This is a genomic window from Flavobacteriales bacterium, from assembly GCA_020435415.1.
GTDB lineage: Bacteria > Bacteroidota > Bacteroidia > JACJYZ01 > JACJYZ01 > JACJYZ01.
This window is the reverse complement of sequence record JAGQZQ010000044.1, coordinates 1-24,874: the sequence shown is the minus strand read 5'-3', so window position 1 is coordinate 24,874 and position 24,874 is coordinate 1. Positions and strand designations below refer to the sequence as shown.

At 47.7% G+C, this 24,874-nt stretch carries 20 protein-coding genes; 11 read left to right on the top strand and 9 right to left on the bottom strand.

Annotation, left to right across the window (positions count from 1 at the left end):
- Positions 1-13: 13 nt before the first annotated feature.
- Positions 14-1,438 carry a VWA domain-containing protein gene (locus KDD36_08695; protein ID MCB0396717.1) on the bottom strand — a complete coding sequence of 475 codons (1,425 nt, stop codon included), beginning with the start codon at positions 1,436-1,438 and terminating at the stop codon, positions 14-16.
- Positions 1,439-1,470: 32 nt separating this feature from the next.
- Positions 1,471-2,319: a transketolase gene (locus KDD36_08690; protein MCB0396716.1), complete on the bottom strand. Its 849-nt coding sequence runs from the start codon at positions 2,317-2,319 to the stop codon at positions 1,471-1,473.
- A gap of 403 nt (positions 2,320-2,722) precedes the next feature.
- On the opposite strand from KDD36_08690, the gene KDD36_08685 reads away from it, so the two are divergent.
- The gene (locus KDD36_08685; protein ID MCB0396715.1) at positions 2,723-7,507 is read left to right on the top strand and encodes a T9SS type A sorting domain-containing protein; all 4,785 of its coding nucleotides are present in this window, start codon (positions 2,723-2,725) and stop codon (positions 7,505-7,507) included.
- A 355-nt stretch (positions 7,508-7,862) separates the two neighbouring features.
- Positions 7,863-8,954, top strand: a complete 1,092-nt coding sequence (gene ychF / locus KDD36_08680) for a redox-regulated ATPase YchF (protein MCB0396714.1) — start codon at positions 7,863-7,865, stop codon at positions 8,952-8,954.
- Positions 8,955-9,125: 171 nt separating this feature from the next.
- Here ychF and KDD36_08675 read toward each other — a convergent pair whose 3' ends face one another.
- Entirely contained in the window at positions 9,126-10,475 is a 1,350-nt protein-coding gene (locus tag KDD36_08675; GenBank protein ID MCB0396713.1) for a cation:proton antiporter, read from the bottom strand.
- A gap of 8 nt (positions 10,476-10,483) precedes the next feature.
- Positions 10,484-11,380: a 30S ribosomal protein S6--L-glutamate ligase gene (rimK, locus tag KDD36_08670; GenBank protein MCB0396712.1), complete on the bottom strand. Its 897-nt coding sequence runs from the start codon at positions 11,378-11,380 to the stop codon at positions 10,484-10,486.
- Between the two features lie 343 nt (positions 11,381-11,723).
- Between rimK and KDD36_08665 the strand changes: the two genes are divergently transcribed.
- On the top strand, positions 11,724-12,626 hold the full coding sequence (locus tag KDD36_08665) for a hypothetical protein (GenBank protein ID MCB0396711.1): 903 nt from the start codon (positions 11,724-11,726) through the stop codon (positions 12,624-12,626).
- Positions 12,627-12,891: 265 nt separating this feature from the next.
- Here KDD36_08665 and smpB read toward each other — a convergent pair whose 3' ends face one another.
- Complete coding sequence (gene smpB / locus KDD36_08660) at positions 12,892-13,335, bottom strand: SsrA-binding protein SmpB (protein MCB0396710.1); 444 nt, start codon at positions 13,333-13,335, stop codon at positions 12,892-12,894.
- Between the two features lie 110 nt (positions 13,336-13,445).
- On the opposite strand from smpB, the gene KDD36_08655 reads away from it, so the two are divergent.
- The 3 genes from KDD36_08655 to KDD36_08645 all read left to right on the top strand — a co-directional run bounded on the left by KDD36_08655 (position 13,446) and on the right by KDD36_08645 (position 15,857).
- A complete protein-coding gene (locus tag KDD36_08655) occupies positions 13,446-14,396 on the top strand; it encodes a glycosyltransferase family 2 protein (GenBank protein ID MCB0396709.1) in 951 nt (316 codons plus the stop codon).
- On the top strand, positions 14,396-15,160 hold the full coding sequence (locus KDD36_08650) for a class I SAM-dependent methyltransferase (GenBank protein MCB0396708.1): 765 nt from the start codon (positions 14,396-14,398) through the stop codon (positions 15,158-15,160). Before KDD36_08655 ends, KDD36_08650 begins: the two co-directional genes overlap by 1 nt.
- A gap of 217 nt (positions 15,161-15,377) precedes the next feature.
- Positions 15,378-15,857, top strand: coding sequence for a hypothetical protein (locus KDD36_08645; GenBank protein ID MCB0396707.1), 480 nt, complete (start codon positions 15,378-15,380; stop codon positions 15,855-15,857).
- Here the strand turns inward: KDD36_08645 and KDD36_08640 are convergent, their stop codons facing one another.
- Positions 15,858-16,478, bottom strand: coding sequence for a hypothetical protein (locus KDD36_08640; protein ID MCB0396706.1), 621 nt, complete (start codon positions 16,476-16,478; stop codon positions 15,858-15,860).
- 27 nt (positions 16,479-16,505) lie between these two features.
- A complete protein-coding gene (locus tag KDD36_08635) occupies positions 16,506-17,447 on the bottom strand; it encodes a tetratricopeptide repeat protein (protein MCB0396705.1) in 942 nt (313 codons plus the stop codon).
- A gap of 89 nt (positions 17,448-17,536) precedes the next feature.
- Here KDD36_08635 and KDD36_08630 point away from each other — a divergent pair, with 89 nt between their 5' ends.
- Both KDD36_08630 and KDD36_08625 read left to right on the top strand, forming a co-directional pair.
- Positions 17,537-17,908 carry a gliding motility-associated C-terminal domain-containing protein gene (locus KDD36_08630; GenBank protein ID MCB0396704.1) on the top strand — a complete coding sequence of 124 codons (372 nt, stop codon included), beginning with the start codon at positions 17,537-17,539 and terminating at the stop codon, positions 17,906-17,908.
- The gene (locus KDD36_08625; protein ID MCB0396703.1) at positions 17,905-18,876 is read left to right on the top strand and encodes a PorP/SprF family type IX secretion system membrane protein; all 972 of its coding nucleotides are present in this window, start codon (positions 17,905-17,907) and stop codon (positions 18,874-18,876) included. The genes KDD36_08630 and KDD36_08625 overlap by 4 nt, the downstream gene beginning before the upstream one ends.
- A 42-nt stretch (positions 18,877-18,918) precedes the next feature.
- Here the strand turns inward: KDD36_08625 and KDD36_08620 are convergent, their stop codons facing one another.
- Positions 18,919-19,392 carry a hypothetical protein gene (locus tag KDD36_08620; protein ID MCB0396702.1) on the bottom strand — a complete coding sequence of 158 codons (474 nt, stop codon included), beginning with the start codon at positions 19,390-19,392 and terminating at the stop codon, positions 18,919-18,921.
- Positions 19,393-19,487: 95 nt separating this feature from the next.
- On the opposite strand from KDD36_08620, the gene KDD36_08615 reads away from it, so the two are divergent.
- Positions 19,488-20,111 carry a M23 family metallopeptidase gene (locus KDD36_08615; protein ID MCB0396701.1) on the top strand — a complete coding sequence of 208 codons (624 nt, stop codon included), beginning with the start codon at positions 19,488-19,490 and terminating at the stop codon, positions 20,109-20,111.
- A 35-nt stretch (positions 20,112-20,146) separates the two neighbouring features.
- Here the strand turns inward: KDD36_08615 and KDD36_08610 are convergent, their stop codons facing one another.
- Positions 20,147-22,321 carry a hypothetical protein gene (locus KDD36_08610; protein MCB0396700.1) on the bottom strand — a complete coding sequence of 725 codons (2,175 nt, stop codon included), beginning with the start codon at positions 22,319-22,321 and terminating at the stop codon, positions 20,147-20,149.
- A 351-nt stretch (positions 22,322-22,672) separates the two neighbouring features.
- Between KDD36_08610 and KDD36_08605 the strand changes: the two genes are divergently transcribed.
- Both KDD36_08605 and KDD36_08600 read left to right on the top strand, forming a co-directional pair.
- Entirely contained in the window at positions 22,673-24,097 is a 1,425-nt protein-coding gene (locus KDD36_08605; GenBank protein MCB0396699.1) for an anthranilate synthase component I family protein, read from the top strand.
- A 1-nt stretch (position 24,098) separates the two neighbouring features.
- Positions 24,099-24,677 carry an aminodeoxychorismate/anthranilate synthase component II gene (locus KDD36_08600; protein ID MCB0396698.1) on the top strand — a complete coding sequence of 193 codons (579 nt, stop codon included), beginning with the start codon at positions 24,099-24,101 and terminating at the stop codon, positions 24,675-24,677.
- Positions 24,678-24,874: the final 197 nt, after the last annotated feature.

The window sequence follows — 24,874 nt, the reverse complement described above, 5'->3', positions numbered from 1 at the left end:
TCTTTCATGTTGGTTATAATTTTACGGGAATGGAACTGCCGGAGGTGATCCGGAAGGACTGTTCCAATGTGTTGATGGACTGTTTGGAGTTGATGGACCGGAACACCACGCGGTAGTTCCCGGGTTGCAGGGTAATTGTTTCTTTGGTAAGGTTCGGGTTAAGATTATAGATCCAAACCAGCTCATTGTCTTTTTCCAGATATAAACTGCCATAACCCCGGGAGGGCATGATCACAGTGGCCAGCCCCGGTCTTGGAATTTCCAGGGTGGTGGTGTGGCTCTGGCTGATGCGGACATTGTTCTCGTAAATGCGAGGGAGGGTGAGGATCTCCACATCATATGTTCCAATGATATATTTTTCCTGGGTGTTGAAATTCTGCACATTCAGGGTGGACATCTCTCCGGATTTTCTCACGATGGCCTTCAACTGCTGGGGTACCCCGCTAACCTTAAATTCAAGGGTGCCCTGGGGTGCGTCCAGCGGAATGATCGTGTGTTTGCCGGGCGTGAGCGCCACACTGTCTATGCTCACCGTCGGGATGGTGTGCACCACCACATCATAGGTGGGAAGCGGATCAATCACCAGGGTATCGGGGTTGCCACGGTGGTTGATGGTGTGCATGAAGTTATACCTTATATGTCCGGTAAAATGATCGTAAAAGGTCATGTTCACATCGGTCTCGGTGGGTTTGCCGCTTTGATCCAGCAGATTAACCTGGGCCGTGGTATTATTCAAAGCCTGTGAAATCACTATGCCCAGTACATTTCTGAATGTCTTTTCATCTGAGGCATCGTAATAATTCCCTACACATTCAAAGGTTTTTTTAAGATTGATGCCCAGACCGATACCGATAACGAATGGTTTAAGAATGATTCTTTTTTCCTGTAGTGCCAACGATACGGCGCAGGGGTCGCCTCCGCATTCTTCGATGCCGTCGGTGATGAGGATGATGATGTTCCGGCAGTCGCTGCATGGCGGAAAATCCTTGGCGGCATTTTCAAGAGACAGGGTGATGGGTGTGGTGCCGCTGGGGGTGATGCTTTGCAATCGCTGTTTGATCTTTCCTGCAGTGCGAGGCCCGAAGGGGACTTCCAGTTTGGTATCGTCACAATCCTGCGGTGGATATGGTTTTTGATGGCCATAGACACGGAGAGCCAATTGCAAATGCTCAACCTTATCCAGGCTGTCAAGCATTTCGGAAAGCAGTTTCTTCGCAATGTCGATCTTTTTTCCGCTCTGCCATGAACCGAACATGCTTTGGGAGCCATCGAATACAAAAAGCAAACGTGTGGTGGGAATGTGTTCATCTTTGGTACCCTGAGCAAAGGACACCATGGATGTCAAAAGCAGAAAACACAACACGGCAGTTCTTAGCCCGGGGATCACCGGCAAGTAGGGTCTTTTTATTGGGGTGGAGATATAATTCCTGTGGCTCATCTTGCTTTTACAGACAAACATCGTGCCTGTCCTTATGCGGGGTAGTCTCCCAATGTTTCTTCAAGCTGACCCAGCGCACTGGCCAATTGTTCATCGTTGGGTGCAACGCCATGCCAGTGGTGGGTGCCTTGCATGAAATCCACGCCATATCCCATCTCGGTGTGCATGAGAATAAGGATGGGTTGACCCTTTCCGGTAAGGGCCTTGGCTTCGCGAAGTACACGAACCACATCTTCGATATCGTTTCCTTTCATCTCGAGCACCTTCCATCCGAAGCTTTCCCACTTGGCGCAGAGGTTTCCCATGGGTAATACGTCGTCTGTCGGTCCGTCAATCTGTTGACCGTTATAGTCTACCGTGGCGATCAGGTTATCGACTTTATTGGCGGCTGCGAACATGGCTGCTTCCCATATCTGTCCTTCCTGCAGTTCACCATCACCATGAAGGGTATATACGATGTGTTTGTCTTTATTGAGTTTCTTCGCCAGGGCAGAACCCAGGGCAACAGACAGACCCTGGCCGAGTGAGCCGGATGCCACACGTACACCCGGAAGACCTTCATGTGTGGTGGGGTGTCCCTGCAAACGGGAGTTGATCTTCCGGAAAGTGGACAGTTCCTTTACTTCAAAAAAGCCACGCCTTGCCAGAACGCTGTACCATACCGGTGATATATGTCCGTTGGAAAGGAAGAACAGGTCTTCATTAACGCCATCCATGGTAAAGTCCGTGGATAACTCCATCTCCGAAAAGTAGAGGGCGGTCATAAAATCGGTGCAGCCGAGAGATCCTCCCGGATGTCCGGAATTCACGGCATGTACCATACGAACGATGTCGCGGCGCACCTGACTGGCAATTCTCTTAAGTTCCGTTATATCTGGCATGTTGCTCTTCTCCTTGCTCGCCGAATTTGCAGATCGGCATGTTAATATGAAATACGAAGCCGCTAGCTGAGCCAACGTTGGGACAAATATACGTGTTGCTTTGTTATCTCTAAGCAAGTTTCCGGTGATCGGTTCCTTATGTTGGACATGACCGATCTTATGCAAGTGCATACGGTGTATGCCACCACCAGGGTGATCAAACACTAATGAGCAGTTCATTGATTCCCGGTAGCAACCGGTCCTCAGGGGCCAGATGCTTTTTTTATGTCCGGTTGGCACACAAATTTCGTGATCCGGATAACTAGCATCTCAAACCACCTGCTCAATTTCTTTTACCAGATATACAAACTGAAAAATCTCAGGTTTGGCGCGATCTACATTTGAGCCAAAAACAAACATTGCTATGAATCATTCACATCTTAAGAAGCTATTGCTTCTGGCGTGTTCGGTGGTGTACCTCCATTCACCGGCGCAAACAAGATCACCCGAGTCGGTCAAGCCAACCGGTGACAATCAACAGGAAGACAATATTGTTCCCTGCGGTAATGATCTTCAACGGGAATACATATTCAAAAACTTTCCCGAGCTAAGAGAAAAAATACTTGCGGAAGAGGAACGTCAAGAACAGGAAATACAGCGTAGAGTTGCTGCATTGAAGGAGCGTAGGGTAAGTGCTGCACCGGTGACCATACCGGTGGTGGTGCATGTGGTGACGGCTTCTGGCACAACCATTCCAACGGCACAGATCCAGTCACAGATTGATGCATTAAATCTTCAATTTAATAATACATCCGGTGGTCCCAACAATGTTGGTACAGACATACACTTTTGTCTTGCGCCAAGGGATCCGCAAGGCAATCTCCTCGCGGAGGCAGGGATCACCAGGCACCCCAATCAACCAGAGGGTGATCATACGGATGACCCCGGGTCACAGGCTGCTTTGATGGCTGTCGCGAATTATGACAACAGCCGTTATCTGAATATATGGGTAGTTGATGCGATTCGTCCTGCGGGAGCTATTGCCGGAACTGTCATGGGGTATGCGAAATTTCCCAACAACGCAACACCGGGACAATTCGATGGTATCGTTATCAGGTCAGATGTATTTTTGGACAATACAGTCAACGGAAATAATTTTCAACCCAGCTGGCCCCAATACCAGGCGGGAAAAATCCTGGTGCATGAGGCGGGTCACTACCTGAACCTCTACCACACTTTTCAATCCACATCAAGTTGTGGTGATCCGAATGATGCCACCCATGGCGACCGGGTGGATGATACGCCTGTTACAACAGAGCCCGCCCGCGGATGTAATGCAGCCAACAGCACCTGCAGCGGTGTTCAGATTGAGAACCACATGGACTATACCACGGATATGTGCCGCAATACGTTTACACAGGGACAAAGCAACCGGATGATGGCAGCCATTCAGGCGTTTCGTAGCGGTTTGATCGAATCTGTTAATCTGGCCACCACAGGAGTAGCAGGTAATGATCCGGGGTCTTGTTCAGCACCCATGCTTATCGCGGGTTATACGGCAGATATTCATCAGGTCTGCAGCACGGACCAGATCACATTTACGGCCCTTCCGAGTTCGGCTACTTCATGGGAATGGAAGTTTACGTCTGAGAATGGAACGGTTACCTCATCAGGAGTGCAAACCACATCAACATACGTTACGACGTTAACGACGCCGGGCTTTTATGATGTGGAGTTGCTCATTTCAGACGGTTCCGGAACTTCATCCAAGATTGAGCATGACTATATTTTTGTGACCCAATGTTCACCTATTCAGAGTGTCCATGGCAACTGGTACTGGGGGTGTTTTGCAGGGGTTGATTTCTCCTCTGGAAAACCTGTAGGTGTATCTGATGCATATGACAATCAAACACTGCAGACCCGTGAAGGTGTGATCTCGATCAGTGATAATAACGGAAACCTGTTGTTCTATGGAGGATCTAACCTGGATTCCCGTTATGACTTTTACCTGTACAACAGCAGTCACCAAAAGATCAATCCGAATACTCCGCTGAAAGGAAATGGAAGCGCCGTACAATCATCGGTTGCATTCCCTCACCCTGATCAAGTAAATTACCCGAATCACTATATCGTGGTAACCAATGCCAATGGCACCAGTGATTATGTGACCAACCCCAACGACGGATTGCATTATACCGTTGTGGATATGAACGGCTCGGGTTCATTGCTGGCAAGCCAGGTTAACGTTCCTATGCCACCACCTGCAGGAGGGCCGCAGGCTTCTACCGGCGCAGCACAGATAGGAGAACAACTGATCGCGATCACCAATTGCGACGGCTCCGGATATTGGGTGATCGCAGCTGGTTACAGCGGCGCCTTCAGGGATGATTTTTATGTTTACCGTTTTGACCAGAATGGATTCGGTGGCGTACCGGATACCTATGGCAACTTTACCGGCATTGACAGGATTTCATGGATATCGCCGTTCAAGGCATCGCCGGATGCCAAGCATATCGGCGCCCAGCTAATATATTCAGGATCCTCACTCGCGACTACTTCCATACTGGACTTTGACAATGCAACCGGGGTTATATCCAATCCTGTGGGTTTTGTCACGAATCCGGAAAACAAACACAACCCGTTTTCATTCAGCCCCAGCTCCAATCTGTTCTATGCGGTGACAACCAACGACGTCAGACAGTATGATCTGACCAGGCCAAATCCGGTATCAACAGAACGGATCGTTTTGGACAAACAAGTGGGTGATCTGCAAATCGGTCCGGATAATAAATTGTATGTGGCATTAAAGGAAAACGGTCCGCGACGTATTGCGGTATTCAACAGACCGGAAAACATCAACTCGGGTGATTATCCCGCGCGAAACGATGCAGGTTACAATGATTATGGTCCGGATCTGGTCGCGACCAATCTGGGAAGTGGTTGCGGAAGTGGACTGGATTTTCCGAACCTGATATTGCAAAATCCGAACCCGACACAGGATCCCCGTACCAAATTTGCAATCATTAATTGCAACACCGTGAAGTTTACAACGGAGCTATGTCCGGGAACACAGGTGCAATGGGACTTCGGGGATGGCAGTACATCCACGCAGACAAATCCCGTGCACACCTATTCGACTTCCGGAAATTATACGGTGACACTGTTGGTGGGCCCAAATCCACCCGGATACCTTACCTATAATGTGGTGATCAATGATCCGCCATCAATCTCCATTCTGGGGAATCTGAATGTGGAGTTGGACTGTGATAATGTTAATGACCCTGTCAGTTACTTTATCTCAGACTATGATCCTTCCCTGGACTACACGTGGACAGTGACCAACGGTCATGTCATTTCAGGTGATGAAAGTTACGCTGATGTCATGTGGAATTTCGGGACAGGAACCGTCACGGTGACTGCAACCGATCCCAGGACAGGCTGCACATCGGAAAATGATATCACGGTTACCGTTGTCAATACTTGCCGCTCGTGTCTCAGCTTCGACGGGGTGGACGATTATCTGGTCTCCAACACCACGGCGATCAATGATATGAACAGGTATCATTTCACGTTGGAAGCAGCCATAAACGGACTCACATCCGAGCAAGATGATTATAGTGTGATTATATCAAACTATGGTACGGATGACAAGGGACTGTCGCTTCTTTTTGCGAAGAACTCCGTGCTTGGGATGCCGGGTAATCCGGATGAGTACAAGGTTTGTGTACAGTTCCCATACCCGGGTAATATCTTCTATTTCTTTGGTAATTTCAATGCCGACCTGTTCCTTGATGGAGCGTGTCACCATTTAGCAGTGAGCAGGAATGTGGATTCTTTATTCCTTTACATGGATGGCAAACGCGTCGAATATACTGTGTTCGGAACCGATGTAATTTTGGCGTCCAATACGCCTGTTCATATTGGCAGGTCACCAAAGTTCGGTGCGTCCAGCAGTTTCAAGGGGACCATCTCACAGGTCCGTGTCTGGAATGTGGAGCGGACTGAAGCAGAGATAGCAGCCAATATGACCGTGGACATACCGGTAACGGCAGACCTGTATGCCTACTGGAAACTGAATGACGGTGCAGGCCAGATCGCTCTGGAAGAAGTGAACAATATGCATGCCCAATTAGGAAATTCTACCGGTGGTGACGTGAACGACCCTAACTGGGGCGTGGAGTGCTGCAGCGTGGAGCCGGAAAAAGTACTTTGGTTCGACGGCAATGATGACTATATGATCTGTGATCATGAGGCGCTGGAGGATATCGCTACCGGAGACTTTACCCTTGAGGCGGAGATTCGTGGAGATGAGGCGGTGCAAACAAGCTATCCCACCATCCTGTCCAACCGTAAGAACTTCGGTGGTACGAAGGGTGTGATGATGTTCTTCCATCCCAAATGGAACGGCTCTCAGTATAAACTGCTGGCTGTACAGATCGGTGCGAAGAACTACTTCTCAAATTTCAACGGCACCTTTAATGCCAGCGTACTGGATAATGAATGCCACCATGTCGCTGTGACGCGAACAGGAAATCTTCTTACCTTTTATGTAGACGGAGAAGCGATCGGTACCCGGAATCTTTCGGCTACCGCTAATAATACGGCCACTTCGACCGGATCCGTATACGTAGGGAAGGATAACATCACCGGAACCAGTAAGTTCGAGGGGCAGATCAGCAATGTGCGTATCTGGGATTATGCCAGAACCGCAACCCAGATCAGTGAGAATATGCACAGTGATGTTTCTCTGGAAACCGGTTTGCAGGCTTACTGGAAGATGAACGAAGGCAGCGGCCAGGTGGCGCAGGATTACACAGGTAATTATGCCATCCAACTTGGGGCAACCAACCTGGCAGATCAGTACGATCCGCTGTGGATATATGATGACTGCGGTTCTCAGGCACCTCAGAACATCAACAAGATCCAGGAAGTTGAAGAGCTGATCGACTCCCTGTCCATGGATGAGGGCGTGAATCAGATCAACCTCTACCCGAACCCGGTCAGGGATGTGATCACGATCGGGGTGAACAACCCCACATCGAATGTGACGGTTCAGATCTTCGGCATCACCGGCATGGTGATCTATGAGGAGCAGTTCGGATCATTCCTTCGCACAGAGGTAGACCTAAGTGAACAACCTGATGGCATCTACCTGGTGAAGGTGATCACCCCGGAGGAAACGCTCACGACCAAGTTGATTAAACAGTAGTAGGTCGTTTTTTCATTCTTCATTCTTGATTCATCATGGCAGCCGGTCCTCAGGGGCCGGCTGCTTTTTTTGTGTCCGGCAGGATTTCCGGTAAATATTGATGTATTCAGACATCGTGTATGCAACTGATCCCAAACTATGCAACAGAAAATTTTCTATTGCATAGCGATTAAGAAAATCAACCTTTTCGGTCCGTACTTCGTGCATCCGAAAAGTGATTTTCTATCCCGTAGGTACGGGAGGGATAACCCCAACTAAATACAGATAGTTCGGCTTGTTCCTCACCTCCAACTGCATAAGTTGGGCTGATCTTTCCTATCTTTGCGCACCTTTATCAAACTTGTGTACTATGTCATTGAAATGTGGGATCGTTGGTTTGCCGAACGTTGGTAAGTCTACCTTGTTTAATTGTTTGTCCAATGCCAAGGCCCAGTCGGCCAATTTCCCTTTCTGCACCATCGAACCCAATGTGGGTATCGTAGTGGTGCCGGATCCACGTATGGATGTGCTGATCAATCTTGTGAAACCTCAGAATACCGTTCCGGCTACTGTCGAGTTTGTGGACATTGCAGGCCTGGTTAAAGGCGCCAGCAAAGGTGAAGGCTTGGGTAACCAGTTTCTGGGGAATATCCGTGAGACGGACCTTATCATACACGTACTGCGCTGTTTTGACAATGACAATGTGGTGCATGTGGATGGGGGCGTGAATCCTGTAAGGGATAAGGAAGTGATCGATACAGAGCTCCAGTTGAAGGATCTGGAAACGGTGGATAAAAGGTTGGAGCGGGTTCGAAAGGCTGCCAAGTCGGGCGACAAGGATGCGCTCAAAGTGGTACAGGTACTGGAGACCTATAAGTCACATCTGGAATCGGGAAAGTCGGCACGCTCTGTTTCATTATCTAAAGAAGACATTGCGTTGGTTGATGACATGCAGCTGCTCACCGCAAAACTGGTGCTTTACGTTTGCAATGTGGATGAAGCTTCGGTTAAAACCGGGAACCGTCACGTGGAAGCGGTCAGGGAAGCAGTGAAGGATGAAAACGCAGAGATTGTTGTTGTGGCAGCTGCCATTGAAGAGGAGATCGCCGCTTTGGAAGATGTGGAGGATCGGAAGGCATTTCTTGCGGAAATGGGACTTGAGGAAGCAGGCATCAATCAACTGATACGTGCGGCATACAGACTATTGAATCTCATTACCTATTTTACGGCAGGTGTGAAAGAGGTCAGGGCATGGACTGTCATGAGAGGCTCCAGAGCACCCCAGGCCGCCGGCGTGATTCACAGTGATTTTGAAAAAGGATTTATTCGGGCGGAGGTCATTAAGTATGACGACTACAAAACCCTGGGTTCCGAATTGGCATGCAAAGAAGCGGGAAAGCTTTCTGTTGAAGGCAAGGAATATGTAGTACAGGACGGCGATATCATGCACTTCAGATTTAATGTTTAATGTTTCCTGAATGTATTGGTGTCTGCGTTAGGAAGGAGATATTAGACCATAGAAAGTAGACATTAGACTATGGTCATTGGTTGTAACCATTTGACATTTACTACACCTTTATCGGTTTGATTGCCTACTGCCTACTGTCTACTGCCCACTGCCTACTATCTCCTGCCCACTCTAACCATTCACCTCACCTTCGTCAAACCCGGTAAATTCATCCGGTTCATCTGAAGGAGGTTCTATTCCCACACTTGTTTGGGTGCCGTCTACAGGTAAACGGATCTCTGTTTCCGGCACAGGTGGGGTGGCTTTATCTTTTTCCGATGTCTTGTCATCGCCACCGTGTATCATGCCCAAAGTCATGACGAAGCCTGTGGCCAGGATGATAAACAACAGGATGCCGTTGTTGAATTCAGGGGCCATCATGTCCGGTGGGATCGCATAAAAAAGCAATACCGTGATCAATCCCCGTGGGGCCACCCATATCTGAGGCATCATGTTGGCTCCTGTGAACGTCATCAGAATGAACCATCGGACAAGATAAATAGACCCTAGCAAAACAAGACTGATCACGACTACATCCAGGCCAAGCAAGCTGGACAGTGCGATGCTGGCGCCAAAGATCACAAAGAAAAAAGTGCGGACTACAAAAGCTGTTTCCAGGGTAAGGATGTGGAGGCCTTTCTCTATGCTTTGAAATTTCTCCCAATCCAGTAACTGCCTGAGTCGCCAGCGGAAGAACAGGTGCGCATTGCTAACCATGAGCCCGAATACCAGGATAACGATCAGGGGAGACAGGTGCGCTTTCTTTCCAATAGAATAAAGCAACATCAAGATGGCAATGAGCAAGAACAATTTTGGTCCGTGAGAAATATGTTGGAAGGCAACAATAAGCAGGTAGCTTACCACAAGTGACACCACAACAGTTACACTTAGCCCGCCGATAAATGCCATGACCGGATCTGCTCCGGAGCCTTGTCCCATGTGTGACTCCCGCAGACTGATCAAAAAATAGAACATCATGATGCCCAGGATATCTGATACGGTGCTTTCATAGATCAGGAATTCCTTTTTATCTGTCTTAAGATGACTGACACTGGGAATGATGATGGCACTGCTCAGAATGCTTAATGGGGTAGCATAGAGGAGGGCTTGCAGGAAGTCCATCATGGGTAGGAAAGCATGAATGATCCCGGCAGCTGCAAATGAGGAACCCAACAGGCCTATGAGGGCGACCGCTGTGGATTTCAGGATGACCGGAATTTTAGCCCGTGTTAATTCTAACTCAAGCGCCGCTTCCAGCACGATCATGATCAGACCAACAATGCCCAATACTTCGAGGATGGGGAAGAAATTGATGTCATGGAAGCCAAAGTATTTGATCAGATATTGGATTCCGATACCCAAGACGATGAGCATCAGAACGGAGGGGATATTTGTTTTCCTCGCCAGTCGGTTAAAAAGAAAGGAAATCAAGATCACCAGGCTTCCACCGATGATCAGGCTATAAGCATCCAGGGTTCCCATGGTGTTGATCAGGTTTTTTGGATACGCTTTTTACCGGCGTTCCTTTCCAGGTATTGGATGATCTCTCCGGCAATGTCATGGCCTGTTGCCATTTCAATACCCTCCAGACCCGGAGAACTGTTTACTTCAAGAATCAGAGGCCCTCTTTTGCTCTGGAGCATATCTACGCCAGCCACTTTCAATCCCAGAATTCTTGCAGCCTTGAGTGCAGCGGTTTTTTGCCGGGCACCAAGTTGTACGACAGAGGCAGTACCGCCTCTGTGTAAATTGCTTCTGAATTCTCCTTCTTTTGCCTGGCGTTTCATGGCGCCAACTACTTTTCCGTCAACAATAAAGGCTCTAATATCAGCGCCACCGGCTTCCTTGATGAATTCCTGAATGATGGCGCGGGCTTTCAGGCCATTGAAGGCCTCGATCACCGAAACGGCGCTTTTGTTGGTATCTGCCTTAACTACGCCAAGTCCCTGGGTACCCTCCAGAAGCTTAATGATAAGCGGAGCACCGCCAAGTCCCTGTACAATGGGTTCTGCGTGTTTGGCATAGTTGGTAAATACCGTTTTTGGCATATCAAGTCCGGCACGTGCCAAAAGTTGCAGACTTCTGAGTTTATCCCTTGACCGCACAAGGGCTTGAGATTCAATCGCAGTAAATACGCGCATCATTTCAAACTGCCGCACCACAGCAGTTCCATAGAAGGTGATGCTTGCACCGATCCTTGGAATGATCGCATTGATTCCTTCCAGTGGCATGTCGTTATAAAGGATGGCAGGCTTTTTCTTTTCCAGCACAAGCGTACATTTCAACGGATCAATAATGATCATTTCATGACCCCGCTGCTTTCCTGCTTCCATGATCCGACTGGTAGAATATAATCGACCGTTGCGTGATAAAACGGCTATCTTCATACTTTCTTCTGTAATGGCCTTAACTTAAACAATTACCTGGTCCTGTGATTAACGCTGAATTGGAGGTGTTCTTTCCTAAAGGCCGCAATATCCAAAAAGATTTCCGGATTTCAAGGGTTGGAAAGGCTGACAGGGTTCATTAACAATGTGGAGTCTACCAGAGCATATGAACCCGGAAGGCTATCGGGTAAAGATTGCATAACGGTCTAATAGCCAGTCAACTCGTTTTCATCTTATCAACAAAATCCTGTTGATAAGACTTGTATGTCCGGTTGCGGCAAAGCGGAGGGTAACTTTATCTTTGCGTTACATCACAAGGAAGTCAAATTAAACTTGGTTATTTATGAAAAAGAGAATACTCGTGGTAGCAGGTGTTATGAGCTTGTCTACCGTTTTCGCACAGGATCTCACGTCAAAGAAGGGAGAGACCATTCTTCCTGAAGCTGACGATTGGTCCATCGGTATCGATGCAAATCCTCTTCTGAACTATTTCGGAAGGATGTTGTCAGGTGCCGGTTCTACAGCTCCTACCTTTGAATTTCTGGATGGTAGCCTGATGCACATTGTAGGAAAGAGGTTCACAGATGCAAACACCGCACAACGTGCGATCCTTCGTCTGGGTTTTGGATCTGCTCACTCGACTGCTATGATTGCAGACATGACTGCAACCGCTCCTACATTTCCAGCCGTTCCAGCCATGCTGGAGGATAAGATGACTGCTTCCTACAAACATATCGGTCTGGGTGCCGGTATCGAGAAAAGAAGGGGTAGCACACGTCTGCAAGGACTGTATGGTGCTGATGCCATGCTCGTGTTCATGGGTACATCGGAGAAATATGAGTACGGCAATGGACTATCAGCTACCGTTAATGCGGCCACAGGTTCTACCGGTTTTACCAGTTCCATCATGACCGGTGGTTCCAACATTACTACTGACACTTACGGTAATGCCGCCCGTGTGACAGAAGCTAAATCAGGAAGCACTTTCGGGATCGCAATTCGCGGCTTTATCGGTGCAGAATACTTTTTCCTGCCTAAGATCTCTGTTGGTGGTGAATTCGGCTGGGGGCTGATGTTCTCCTCAACCGGTGCATCTTCTTACACCACTGAGAGCTTCAACCCAGGTACAAATAACGCAGGAAACCAAACCATTGAAGGCGGTAAATCCGGCGGTATGGCAATTGATGTGGACCAAAACCTGTCCGGAACGGGTTCAGGTACCCTGAGATTGAACTTCCATTTCTAATGGAGATTACCCAATAACCAAAAAGCCCTCCGGTATCGGGGGGCTTTTTTTGTTAATGGGGTCATGGTAATTAGATAATGGTTATTGGTCAATAGTTAATAGACAATAGTCATTGGTCATTGGCGAAAAGCGCTACTGTCTACTGTCTACTATCTACTGTCTACTATCTACTGTCTACTATCTACTATCTACTGTCTACTATCTACTATCTACTATCTACTATCTACTATCTACTATCTACTGTCTACTATCTACTATCTACTATCTACTTTCCCCTATCCATCTCCCGTTGCATATCCTTCTTCTTCATGTCTTCCCGCTTATCATACAGTTTTTTGCCTTTGGCAACGGCAATATCAAGTTTGGCAAATCCACGGTCACTGATAAATAATGCCAGCGGAATGATGGTTAACCCCTGATCTTTCAGCAACTTCTCAATCTTCTCTAATTCCCGGCGTTTGACAAGCAATTTCCTGTCGCGTTTTTCTTCATGACCTGCATAGCCTGCGTGTTCGTAAGGTGCAATGTGCATGTTGCGGACCCACAGTTCATTGCTCAGTACGGCGCAGAATGCGTCGTTGAGGTTGGCTTTGCCGGCACGGATGGATTTGATCTCACTGCCGGTCAATACCATGCCTGCAGTAAACTTCTCCAACAAGTGGTATTCAAAACCCGCCTTGCGATTCTTTATATGTACCGGATTGGACATGGTGCAAAGGTAGAACGATTTGCGGATTCAACATACGGGCATAATTCTCCGGCAATCGATCATTGTGACGATAGTTTTTTTATTTTGTGGAAAATCCCAAGCAAGGCCACATGCATCCAGCCATCTCCATCATTATTCCCCTTTACAATGAAGAAGAGGTTTTCCCATTGCTGAAGGAACGATTACAGGGAATCATGAAATCTCCCGATTACTCCCTGGAGATAGTGATGGTGGATGACGGAAGCACAGATTCCACACCTGCACTAATGGAGCAACTGGCTGTAGAAGACGGGCGCTTTCAAGCAGTTTTTCTATCCAGGAATTTCGGACATCAACAGGCCCTTTCAGCCGGACTCATGCATGTCAGGGCCACAGAGGCCGTGATGATTATTGACGGTGATTTACAAGATCCACCGGAACTGGTGTTCGATTTTTTCAGGAAATTGAAGGAAGGGTACGATGTGGTGTATGCGGTCAGACGGAAACGAAAGGAAGGACTATTAAAAAAACTGGCATACTTTCTTTTTTACCGCATTCAACGACGGATGACCAACATCCGTATTCATGCGGACAGCGGTGATTTCTGCATGATGAGTACACGAGTGGTACGCATATTAAATGACATGCCGGAGGACAATCGCTTTCTTCGTGGAATGAGGTCATGGGTCGGATTTAAGCAATACGGTTTTGAATATGAGCGCGCTGAAAGAAAAGCGGGCCGATCTAAATATAGTTTAAGGATGCTGGTCAACCTGGCCTATAACGGCATCTTTAATTTCAGTGCCTTACCCATCCGTTTTATCACCAGTCTCGGACTTTATGCCATTCTGTTATCGCTCGGTTATCTGACCTATACCCTCGTGCGAAAGTTCTGGTTTGATGATGTTCCGTCAGGTTTTACAGGTATCCTTGTGGCCATTATTATGCTCGGTGGTGTTCAGCTTATTTCAATAGGAGTGGTGGGGGAGTATGTGGTGCGTATTTTTCAACAGACCAAGGGGCGTCCGCGGTTTATTGTGAAAGAGCACATTGTTGACCAGAAATCAGTAACCGGCATCTAATGGTGGAGATCGTTCGCTTATCCGAACCCCTTCCCGTTTCCATGAGTAACGATTGGTATGACATGGCTACCCAGGATCATTTCTGGATTCAGTGGCGTTTCCGGTCATTTCAGCGATTGTATGGGGCGTACCTAAAACCAGGCATGAAACTTCTTGAGATTGGTTGCGGCAATGGTGTCGTTCGCGACCAGGTTGAAAAAGCATATGACGTCACGGTAGACGCTACAGACCTGAATATGTTTGCGCTTGAAAAAGCAGGGAAGGGGCGTGGGCGTCTGCTTACATATAATGTATTCGACCGTCATCCTGACATGGTGGGCGCTTATGACGCCGTCTTGTTGATGGATGTGATAGAGCACATCGATAATGATCAGGCATTTCTGGAAGCCTGCCTGGATCATCTCAAACCGGGAGGACGGGTGTTAATAAATGTGCCCGCTTTTCAATGGTTATACAGCAGGTATGATAAGGAAGACGGACATGTCAGGCGCTACAATAAAAATGAGATATCGGCCTTGTTCAAACGAACAGGCCTTTCCGGAGCATCGTTCTCGTACTGGGGGTTTACCGCTCTGCCGGTGATCCTGGCTAGAAAAGGAGTGTTGTTATTTATGAAAGACCGGTTTGTTGTTGCCGGTTTTCAACCACCCGGCATGATGGCTGATGTATTTCTGCGATTTCTTATGTGGATCGATCTTCACCTGCTGAGGTGGTGCTGGCGGATCGGTGGGTCATCGTTGATGGCGACGGGAATTAGTAAATAGACATTAGATAATAGTCGCGGGACATAAGACTTTAGAAAATAGACATCAGACAATGGATAATAAGTATTCGCGGATAGTGTACAATTGTCCAATCTCTATAGCCTTGCACTGCCTCCTGCCTCCTGCCTACAGCCTCCTGCCTACAAAAAATCCCCCCATACTTCTTACATTTACAAAGAATAATCATTAGCCTTTTAAGTATAGAAAATATATAAATATGAAGATCATTCCGGCTTGCTTGCTAGGTTCATTGCTTTTCATCACAACTTCCTGTGATTGGGTTAAGAGTAAGACCAAGGAAACCATTAACAAGGGTGGTGAGACCGTCGGGAAATCTGCAACAGAGTTTGTTGTTGGCGTTTCCGATGGCGTTAAAGAAACGTTGCGGTGCGATGTTGCCTTGTCTCAGGAGTTAACGAATAATGGAATCGCCATGACCAAACATGACGTGGCATATGACGGAGGGGAGAGACATATGTATGTGGTTACTCTTTACCTGATTTTCAATCAGCCGTTTGATGCATCACTTCAGGCAACAGCGTATGATAGCGATCGCCGCGAGATTGGACGAAGTACTATGAAAGTGCAACAGAAGGCCGGAGACGCGGGTTATTTTGAATTTACTTTTGACAAACGGTCCGATATCGGAGCAAAAAGCAAAATTGAAATTGGCATAGCCGACCATCCTGTCGATTGATCATTGCCCGTCCGTCAACCCGAGTTTCCTGGCTGTATCCACAAAGTCGCGTTCGTTTTTTGGGGAGATGAACAGCCGATTCCCATCTTTTAGGGTGATCATACAAATATCATGATGAACACGTACCTTTTTGGTGTGTATCGCTTCTCTGTTTCCGGAAGATATGGTGGCAACCACAGGGGTAACCGACAAGTACTTGTATTCTGGAGATTTCCGTTTGATCAACTGTACATAACCTATCAGATCGGCTGACTTTGCTATGCGTTCTTCTTCATTCATCATGTCTGCCGTCAATCGCTCATAATCCTCCGCGGTGACAAGTTCCACCGATGCGATGTCATGAGCACTCAGCTGCACCGAAGGTCTGAGCATCGGCCGGATCAAAATGCCCCGGTTGCTGATCTCAAAACGTGTGAATAATCGAAGCAGCGAGGAGATCATTACCACATAGAAAAAACCTACGAAGATGATGGCGAAACCCATACTCCAGTGCCATTTCAGAGGTTCTTCTGATGGCAATACAAGTGGAAGCACAGTGGAGACCAACAGGATCAGAAAGCCCATTGTGATGCCTATGACTGTCGGTTTTGCTTTCCGGGTGTGATAGGTTTGCGGGATCATGTGAGAAGTGGATGAACCGGCTGCTCTTTAATTTTCGCAATGCTCCTCGATCAGCTGCTCTACTTCCGGGCCGTAATTGGTTGTGAAACCAAGGTTGAGAGATGTTCTGAAGTCTGCACATGCCTTGTCTTTTTCCCCTTGTTCGAGAAAAATCAGGCCACGGTTTTTATATGCCCAGGAATTGTTCGGATACAGCTTAAGCGATTTCTCAATATCCTGCATGGCCCCTTTGAGGTCGCCGGACTTCAGTTTACTGTAACTCCTGTTGCTATAGCTGAGCGGTTCATTGGGGTTCAACTTAAGTGCCTTGTCAAAATAGGGGATGGACTTTTCATATTCCCCCATATGCTGATATTTAAAACCGATATTCACGTATGGACCGGGATTGGTAGAATCTACCTGCACTGCTTTGAGAAGGTATGTCAGCGTTTCATCTCCGCGTCCGATTTCGTCACATATTCCACCCAGATTGATCAGTGTAGCGAGATCATTCGTGTCATATTTGTAAGCTGTCATCAGATCTTCATAAGCGCTTTCAAATTGACGCCGACGGAGTTTTGCCACACCGCGGTTCATAATGGCCAACCGTCTCATGGTATCATTCTCGGCATATTCAAAAGCCTTTCCGAAATCGCTGGCCGCTCCATTATAGTCATCCCATGCGAGAAAAATATTTCCACGGTCAAGGAAAAGTCCGGACACCTTTGGAAATTTTGAAATGGTTTTTGTGAGCAGATCATAGGCTTCACGGGATTGATTGTTTTCATCAAGATAGAATGCCTTGATTCGAAACAACTCGCAATCGGTCGTGTCAATTTTCAGTGCCTTGTCTATTGACTTAAGAGCGGATTTCAGGTTTCCTTTAGCGAAAAAAACACTTGCTTCATCCCTTAATTGCTGCACATCTTGTCCAATAACGGACAATGAAACAAATGTGCATATTAATATACTCAATGCTGTTTTAAACATAATTTATCTTTTACACGGTTAATATAAACAAAATCCCTCGGGTGATAAATGGTGTGTGGATGCATGCAACGGTTTTGTACCTTTAGGCAATGTTCCGATTACGCATTTCTATCGTATCCGGCCTTCTGCTAATGATGGCGTATGTCCCGGTTTTAAAGGGCCAGGATGTGTGTTCTGATACCTCCCGTTTTTGCATTACCACTGCGTTCACGCCAAATGGCGATGGTGTCAATGATGTCTGGTTTATTCAACAATTGGAAACCTATCCCGGAACGATGGTGCGGGTGTTCAATACGGCGGGGAAAGAGGTGTTTGAGAGTATGTCATATAATAATGATTGGTCGGGAGCAGATAGCGGTGGTGAGCAACTACCTGCAGGCCCATACCTTTATGTGGTGGTTCAGGGTGTGACCGGAAAGCAATTCTCAGGAACGTTATTAATCATACACGCCCGCGAGTGAAAAGTAAAAGGAATAGGTTGTTGCTATTCCTCATTCTGACGGGCGTTGTTGCACCGTTGGCTGTTAATGCCCAGCTTTATCCGGTACGCGGCAGTTATCTATTTAATGATTACTACCTTAATCCTGCAACCACCGGAAGTAAAATATTCAATCCGTTCTGGTTGTCCTATCAAAAACCCAATCCTGGCCTGGATAACAGTCCGGTTCATCAATCCGTCTCTTATCATTCCCTGATATCCGGTCCTCCGAATCATCGAACGATGGGCATGGGTGGCGGTTTGGAGTACCACGGCATCGGTCCGGTATCATACACGAGACTGCAATTATCTTATGCCTATCATGCGGAGGTGAAAAGACGGTACAACAAATGTGCCTTCGGTCTGGCACTGGGAGCTACTCATTATGCCATTCAGAAGGATAAATTGGTTGTTGCCGATATGAACGATCCACTTATTATGGAAATGACCTCCACGGAAATGAGGTGGAATGCCTCGGTGGGGATGCTGTTTTACAGTGACCGTTACGGAAGTCAGCGATACACTACTGATACCTATCATCTGGGATGGTCGGTGATGAATATATTGGGACCGGGTGAAAAGTCGGGCAACGGATCATTCAATAGCCAGGACCAATCCACCCAGGTTGTGTTGTCAGGTGCTTACGGTCGTCGTTTTAAAAAAGTATGGATGATTGAACCGTTGATGCTCATACGAATGGGGGCAGCAGGATTTCAGGCGGACATCACCACCAGGGTTTATTACCATTACATGGACAATGCCAATGTGTGGACAGGGCTTTCACTGCGAACGGGAGATGCCTTTGCTCCGGTCTTCGGGCTAACGCATCAGAATGTATCTGTTGGTTATGCGTTTGAAATTCCAGTCAGTGATATAAGGGCGTATACCTCTCCCGCACATGCCATTCATATAGGTATTCTGATGAATCGGCGGTTGATCAAGACGTTGTAGTCCGCTTCGCCGTGACGCGAATGAACAATCACCTTCTCCCGGTTAATTGGCAGATTTTGTTTTCCGAAGCTTTTGGTTTTTCTTTCCCTCCTTCCAGATGTAGGTGCGGTAGTTCTGGGTGATGCGAATCTTTTTTACCAGCCATGTGTCGCCGGCTTTTTCAAACCAAAGAGAACCTTTTACGCCACCGCCATGCGGAATGAAGCGTATCATGGCCTTATTCCCATCTATCCTGATGCTGACATACTCACGGTACCGTGTGATCTTCTTCTCCCGCAACTCTTCTTTGGTCAGGATGGCCACCGGTTGGCCGTTTTCGCTAAGCGTCGTGCCTTTGGATACCAGGTCATTCTGAAGGATAACCGTTGCTTTTTCAACCACCTGACCTTCTTCGTCCAGCGTTTTCTGGATGAACGGCATGTTGAGTGTACGCTGCAACAACAGTGCTTTGTCATCTTCCTGTGCATGGCAAAGGAGGGGAATGGAGAGTAGAAAGATCATCCAGGCCTTGTTCATAGTCGGGTCAATTTACAATAAATCGGTGTTTGTGCGTATTGCAAAGCATATTTCATTCCAACCGACCGTTGTATATTGCAAATGATAAAAGTAATATGAACAGGCTTCTTCTGATAATCATCGCAGGTGCTTGCACCACCCCACCCGACAATACATCTACGGTTGAAATAGATACGGAGACCTCCATGCATGATTCATTTGAGGAACCGGAATATGTTCGTTGGTTCAACGAGTCGGATGCCCTTATTGCCGATGGTTTTGATTTCCCTGTTGGTCGCCCCGATGCCCGGGGTTACTACAATGCACAGAAATTTGGTGAGAACGATCATCTCGGTGATGACTGGAATGGCGTGGGTAGGGGCAATACCGACCTGGGTGACACCGTGTATGCCGTCGCTAACGGAAGGGTAAGTTTTGTGCAGGATGAGGGTGCAGGATGGGGAAATGTGATTCGGATCATCCACCGGTTTGAAAGGCCGGATACAGAAGAATACGTTGAATCTCTGTATGCGCATCTGGATACAATGCTGGTTAATGAATTGGCCTGGGTACAAAGAGGGAGTCCAATTGGAACGATCGGTACCGCGCATGGAGCCTATCTTGCCCACCTCCATCTGGAACTGCGTGATAGTGTTGGTATGGATTTGGGTGGTGGCTATAGCTCAGAAACAAACGGATACAAAGATCCGACAGCATTTATCAGGCAAAACAGACCCTAGGTTTGGAGTTTGGTGAGCGGCACATCAACCGGAACTTATCGTGCCACCACCTCTTCTGGTGGTTTATTCACCGGCTTCACCAGATACCATACCACCCACACAAACCCGATCAGGGCCAGCCAGAAACTCACGGGTGCCCATCCTTTGCGGTATATGAATTCAACGGTGTGCTTTCCCGGAGGTACCGCTACACTTTGCAGGGTGAAGTAACTCCGGAAACGTTTGACTTTCTCGCCATCGATCCTTGCTTCCCAACCGGGGTAGTCGTTTTGTAACAAGGTCATGATCTGGGGTTGCTTAATCTCTACCTCCGTGGTTATGTGTTGAGGGTTGTAATCCGAAATACGAAAGCGGTCGCTGGAATGATGACCGAGCGTCCCGATGATCGACTTCATCTCCGGTGCACTGGTGACCACAACGTGCGCCGATCTGGCAGACATGCTTTTAATACTGGTTTCCTGTTCCACATATTCCAGGTTATGGCTCAGGTGGATGAACGGTCTGTTCAATGCGGAATCCCTTGCGGGCGCATTATACAACAGATCAAACCGGTTCAGGATAAATGGATTGAAACCATCCGCGGATATCCGTTTGGCATACATATTCGTGTTCCGCCAGAATGGGGAATTAGGTACGCTGAAGTCGTTGTGACTGATCACCGGACTTTTGGCAGGAACGGGAAATCCGCTGGGGTAGTTGTTCAGCTCATGCTGACTCGCAATAGGACTGAATTCGTTAACGACCGTGTACGGTAGATTAAGCTGTGTTGCAATCACCATATCCGTCGCAACCAGAGCCAGCAGGTAGTAGTGAATACGGAAACTCTTGCGGGCGTAGAAAAGGACGGAAAGGAATGCTGCCAGTAGGCTCAGTTGTATGATCCCTTGAAATACAATATGGTCAGATCGCGTGGCATCTCCCGCCAGTTTAAACCATCCGGCGCCTTCGGTAACTGGTTTGAGGTAGGAAGAGCGATCCATATGATAAAACACAAATCCGGTCATGATGGTGGCAAGCAGAATGGTCACAGCGCTCAGTATCCGGGTACGCCTCTTGGCCAGTACATAGTCTATGGAAAATCCTACGGGAACAAGAAAGCACAATACCGCGAAAATCCGGAAGAGGGAAGGGAATCTGAACATGTTCATGAAAGGAACATAAAGGTAAAGCCACTCACGCAAAGGTAACAGGTCACCGAAGGCCACCAGCAGACATACCAGACCGAAAATCATGAAGGTCCATTCTTTGCGGTTGATGCGCCTGATCAGGGCCAACAGAAAAAAAGAAGCGGCGATGATTCCTGCATAACCGTTGGCCATGGAAATATCCGTGCCGAAATACTCCCCATCTTTAACCGTGGAATAGGGAAACATAAATGACAACATGCATTGCAGCGAAAAAGGTCCGAATAATGCCCGACTGAGGTTGATCCCGTTGCCTCTGGACATCAAAGGGATGGACTCTGCAATAGACAGAATATACCCGGATGTCAATGCCAGAAGCAATGCTAACCCGATGCCCCCGCCTTTCAGCAATGGTAAAATGACATTCTTCTGTTTCAGCTTCCTCCATTCAATGATGCGAAGAATGAAAATGACGATCAACAGGTAAAAAAGAATAAACAAAAAGCCCGGATACCCACCGGTGATCATGAGGGCGATGAATAAAGCGAATTTGATGATGTGCCTCAAGCGTAGGGTGTTCAGAAACTGTAGCCATGCCGACAGCGCAAAAGGCAACCACGCCGCACTTACGATCCACGTCAGATGTTGCGCATTGGATACGAAGACACTTCCCATAGAATAAGACAGTGCCGTGATCATCGACGAGGTGGAACTCATGCCAAGGGTAGATGATAGCACGTACATGGCCGAGGCTGCAACAAAAAGATGCAGGATGTACTCAAGCTGAATGCCATAAACGGAATAACCTGTTAGCAGCCCTAAAAGCCAAGCTACAGGATACCATGCCCCGGATTGAGGATCGGCATGAAAGGGGTAGCCCAGATGTTCATAAGGATTCCATAAGGGCAGCATTCCATTGCGAAGGGATTCGCCGATAAACTTCCGCCACGGCAGAAATGCATCCAGCATATCCCACTGCAATATGTTCTGCATGAAGGCCACCTGATGAAAACCGACCAGCACCACCGCCCAAAGGATGAAATGGCGATGCAAGGGTTTGATCGGTATGGATGTGGCTAACTTCATGGCACTAAGATAGTAGAAAGTAGTTAGTAGGCAGTAGGCAGTAGGCAGTAGGCAGTGGGCAGTGGGCAGTGGGCGGACCGGTGAAAGTTGCACCTTCGTCGGACTATCCTGAGGCTTAAAGCTATATTCCATTATATACAAGTCATCATATCTCGGATACTTTTACCATATTATCAAATTCTTTTCTACATTTGTACCGCTATGAAGAATAACAACAATCAATCTTGGTGGTGGATGTTGACCTGACAGGTGAACAGTCCATGCCATGATGTTGTCAATCATATAACGGCCCGCTGTTCATTCAGTGGGCTTTTTTTTTGCAGATTTGCCAACGAAAGAAAACAAATAACTATGGAAGCCAGCACAGAAACGGCGGTATATACTTTCAAAACCCAGCACAGAAAATTACTCGCCGATACCTTTACCCCGGTGGGTATGTACCTTCAGTTGAGGGATAAGTTCCCGAACAGCCTTTTGCTTGAAAGCTCGGACTATCATGGCAATGAGAATGCGTTCTCATATATATGTTGTGATCCCATTGCGACATTCAGGGTGGAGGATGAAACGATCCACGAGCGGTTTCCGGATGGCGATAGTCGCGCCGCTGCCATTGCAAACCGCAGTCAGGTGGTGGATGCCCTGTCAGAATTTGCGGCCTCATTTGAGCAGGATAAGGCACCCAAAGGCATGATATCCAATGGCCTTTTTGGTTATATGTGCTATGATGCGGTCAGGTACTATGAAGACATAGAGCTGAAAAACAAAGTCGCCGAAGGCAAGAAGATACCGGATCTGATGTATGGAGTGTATCGCTACATTATTGCAGTCAACCATTTCAACAACGAGGTAAACATCTTCGAGCATCTCACAGATGGACAGGAGAGCCGGATAGATCAGGTGATCTCCCTCGTGAAGAACAAGAACTTCGCAACATACCGCTTTCAAAAGACCGGTGAAGAAGAAAGCAATTTCACCGATGAGGCATACAAGGAAATCGTTGCCAAAGGCAAAGAACATTGTCACCGTGGAGATGTATTTCAGATTGTACTCTCACGAGAATTCAGTCGCGGTTTCAAAGGCGATGAGTTCAATGTTTACCGTACCCTTCGCTCCGTGAACCCATCACCCTATCTCTTTTATTTCGATTACGGCAACTTTAAAATATTCGGTTCTTCTCCCGAAGTACAGATCGTGGTGAAGGATGGCACGGCCAGCATTTTTCCGATTGCCGGGACTTTCCGCCGCACAGGTGACGACCAGGCCGACCAGAAAGCCGCCCTGGATCTGATGGAGGATCCCAAGGAAAATGCAGAACACGTGATGCTGGTGGATCTGGCTCGCAACGACCTCAGCCGGAATTGTGCCGATGTGCATGTGGAGACTTTTAAGGAAATCCAATACTATTCCCATGTTATCCATCTGGTATCAAAAGTTTCCGGGAAGCTGAATGCCGGTGTGTCGCCACTAAGGGTAGTGGCAGAGACCTTTCCGGCGGGTACCCTCTCCGGTGCGCCCAAACACATGGCCATGCAACTGATCGACCAATATGAAAGGGGAGGTCGGAGTTTTTACGGAGGTTGCCTGGGTTACCTGGGATTCAATGGGGATTTTAATCATGCCATCATGATCCGGTCTTTCCTGAGCAAGAACAATCGCTTGTATTATCAGGCCGGCGCTGGAATTGTGGAGAAGTCCGTGGAGGAAAGTGAAAAGAATGAAGTGAAGAATAAACTGGCGGCGCTTAATAACGCCCTGGCTAAAGCGGAGGAACTGTAACGTGCGCATCCTGATTTTCGACAACTACGATTCGTTTACCTATAACCTGGTTCATATGGTGCAGCGTCTGGGCTATCACGACCTCGACGTATTCCGGAATGATAAGATCACGGTGGACGAAGCTGCTGCCTATGATAAGATATTATTGTCCCCCGGTCCGGGTATTCCATCCGAAGCAGGTATTCTTCTGGATCTGATCCGGACACATGCTGCCACCAAAAGTATATTGGGTGTGTGCCTGGGGCATCAGGCCATCGGTGAAGTGTTTGGCGCCACCCTGGTAAATATTCCGCAGGTGATGCATGGTGTGTCTACAACCGCTTCTGTGACTGACCCTGAGGAGGTCTTGTTTCGCCATGTGCCTCAGCCACTGACCATCGGTCGATATCATAGCTGGATCGTTGGAAAAGAGAATTTCCCGGATGTACTCAAAGTAACAGCGGTTGATGATGACGGGAATATCATGGCGCTCCGGCACAAGGATTATGATGTGCGTGGTGTTCAGTTTCACCCGGAATCAGTCTTGACGGAAAACGGGGAAACCATGATCCGGAACTGGCTGGAGCATAAAGGGAATTAAGAATTAAAAATGAAGATCTAACGTGTCATCGGTGTACAGAGGAAAGCCCCGTAGGGGTGGCATCTTAATAGAATCGTGTGTCATTGTGCCATTAAGCCCCATAGGGGTGGCATCTTAGTAGAATTAAGAATTAATAATGAAGAATGGACGTGTCACCGGTAAACCGAGGCAAGCCCCGTAGGGGTGGCATCTTAATA

Bases quoted from the DNA above. Each gene is read 5' to 3' on its own strand.
- rimK (MCB0396712.1), bottom strand. From the start codon at position 11,380: ATGAAGATAGCCGTTTTATCACGCAACGGTCGATTATATTCTACCAGT.
- KDD36_08655 (MCB0396709.1), top strand. From the start codon at position 13,446: ATGCATCCAGCCATCTCCATCATTATTCCCCTTTACAATGAAGAAGAG.
- KDD36_08610 (MCB0396700.1), bottom strand. From the start codon at position 22,321: ATGAAGTTAGCCACATCCATACCGATCAAACCCTTGCATCGCCATTTC.
- smpB (MCB0396710.1), bottom strand. From the start codon at position 13,335: ATGTCCAATCCGGTACATATAAAGAATCGCAAGGCGGGTTTTGAATAC.
- KDD36_08665 (MCB0396711.1), top strand. From the start codon at position 11,724: ATGAAAAAGAGAATACTCGTGGTAGCAGGTGTTATGAGCTTGTCTACC.
- KDD36_08605 (MCB0396699.1), top strand. From the start codon at position 22,673: ATGGAAGCCAGCACAGAAACGGCGGTATATACTTTCAAAACCCAGCAC.
- KDD36_08685 (MCB0396715.1), top strand. From the start codon at position 2,723: ATGAATCATTCACATCTTAAGAAGCTATTGCTTCTGGCGTGTTCGGTG.
- KDD36_08620 (MCB0396702.1), bottom strand. From the start codon at position 19,392: ATGAACAAGGCCTGGATGATCTTTCTACTCTCCATTCCCCTCCTTTGC.
- KDD36_08640 (MCB0396706.1), bottom strand. From the start codon at position 16,478: ATGATCCCGCAAACCTATCACACCCGGAAAGCAAAACCGACAGTCATA.
- KDD36_08650 (MCB0396708.1), top strand. From the start codon at position 14,396: ATGGTGGAGATCGTTCGCTTATCCGAACCCCTTCCCGTTTCCATGAGT.
- KDD36_08630 (MCB0396704.1), top strand. From the start codon at position 17,537: ATGTTCCGATTACGCATTTCTATCGTATCCGGCCTTCTGCTAATGATG.
- KDD36_08635 (MCB0396705.1), bottom strand. From the start codon at position 17,447: ATGTTTAAAACAGCATTGAGTATATTAATATGCACATTTGTTTCATTG.
- KDD36_08675 (MCB0396713.1), bottom strand. From the start codon at position 10,475: ATGGGAACCCTGGATGCTTATAGCCTGATCATCGGTGGAAGCCTGGTG.
- KDD36_08690 (MCB0396716.1), bottom strand. From the start codon at position 2,319: ATGCCAGATATAACGGAACTTAAGAGAATTGCCAGTCAGGTGCGCCGC.
- KDD36_08615 (MCB0396701.1), top strand. From the start codon at position 19,488: ATGAACAGGCTTCTTCTGATAATCATCGCAGGTGCTTGCACCACCCCA.
- KDD36_08645 (MCB0396707.1), top strand. From the start codon at position 15,378: ATGAAGATCATTCCGGCTTGCTTGCTAGGTTCATTGCTTTTCATCACA.
- KDD36_08695 (MCB0396717.1), bottom strand. From the start codon at position 1,438: ATGAGCCACAGGAATTATATCTCCACCCCAATAAAAAGACCCTACTTG.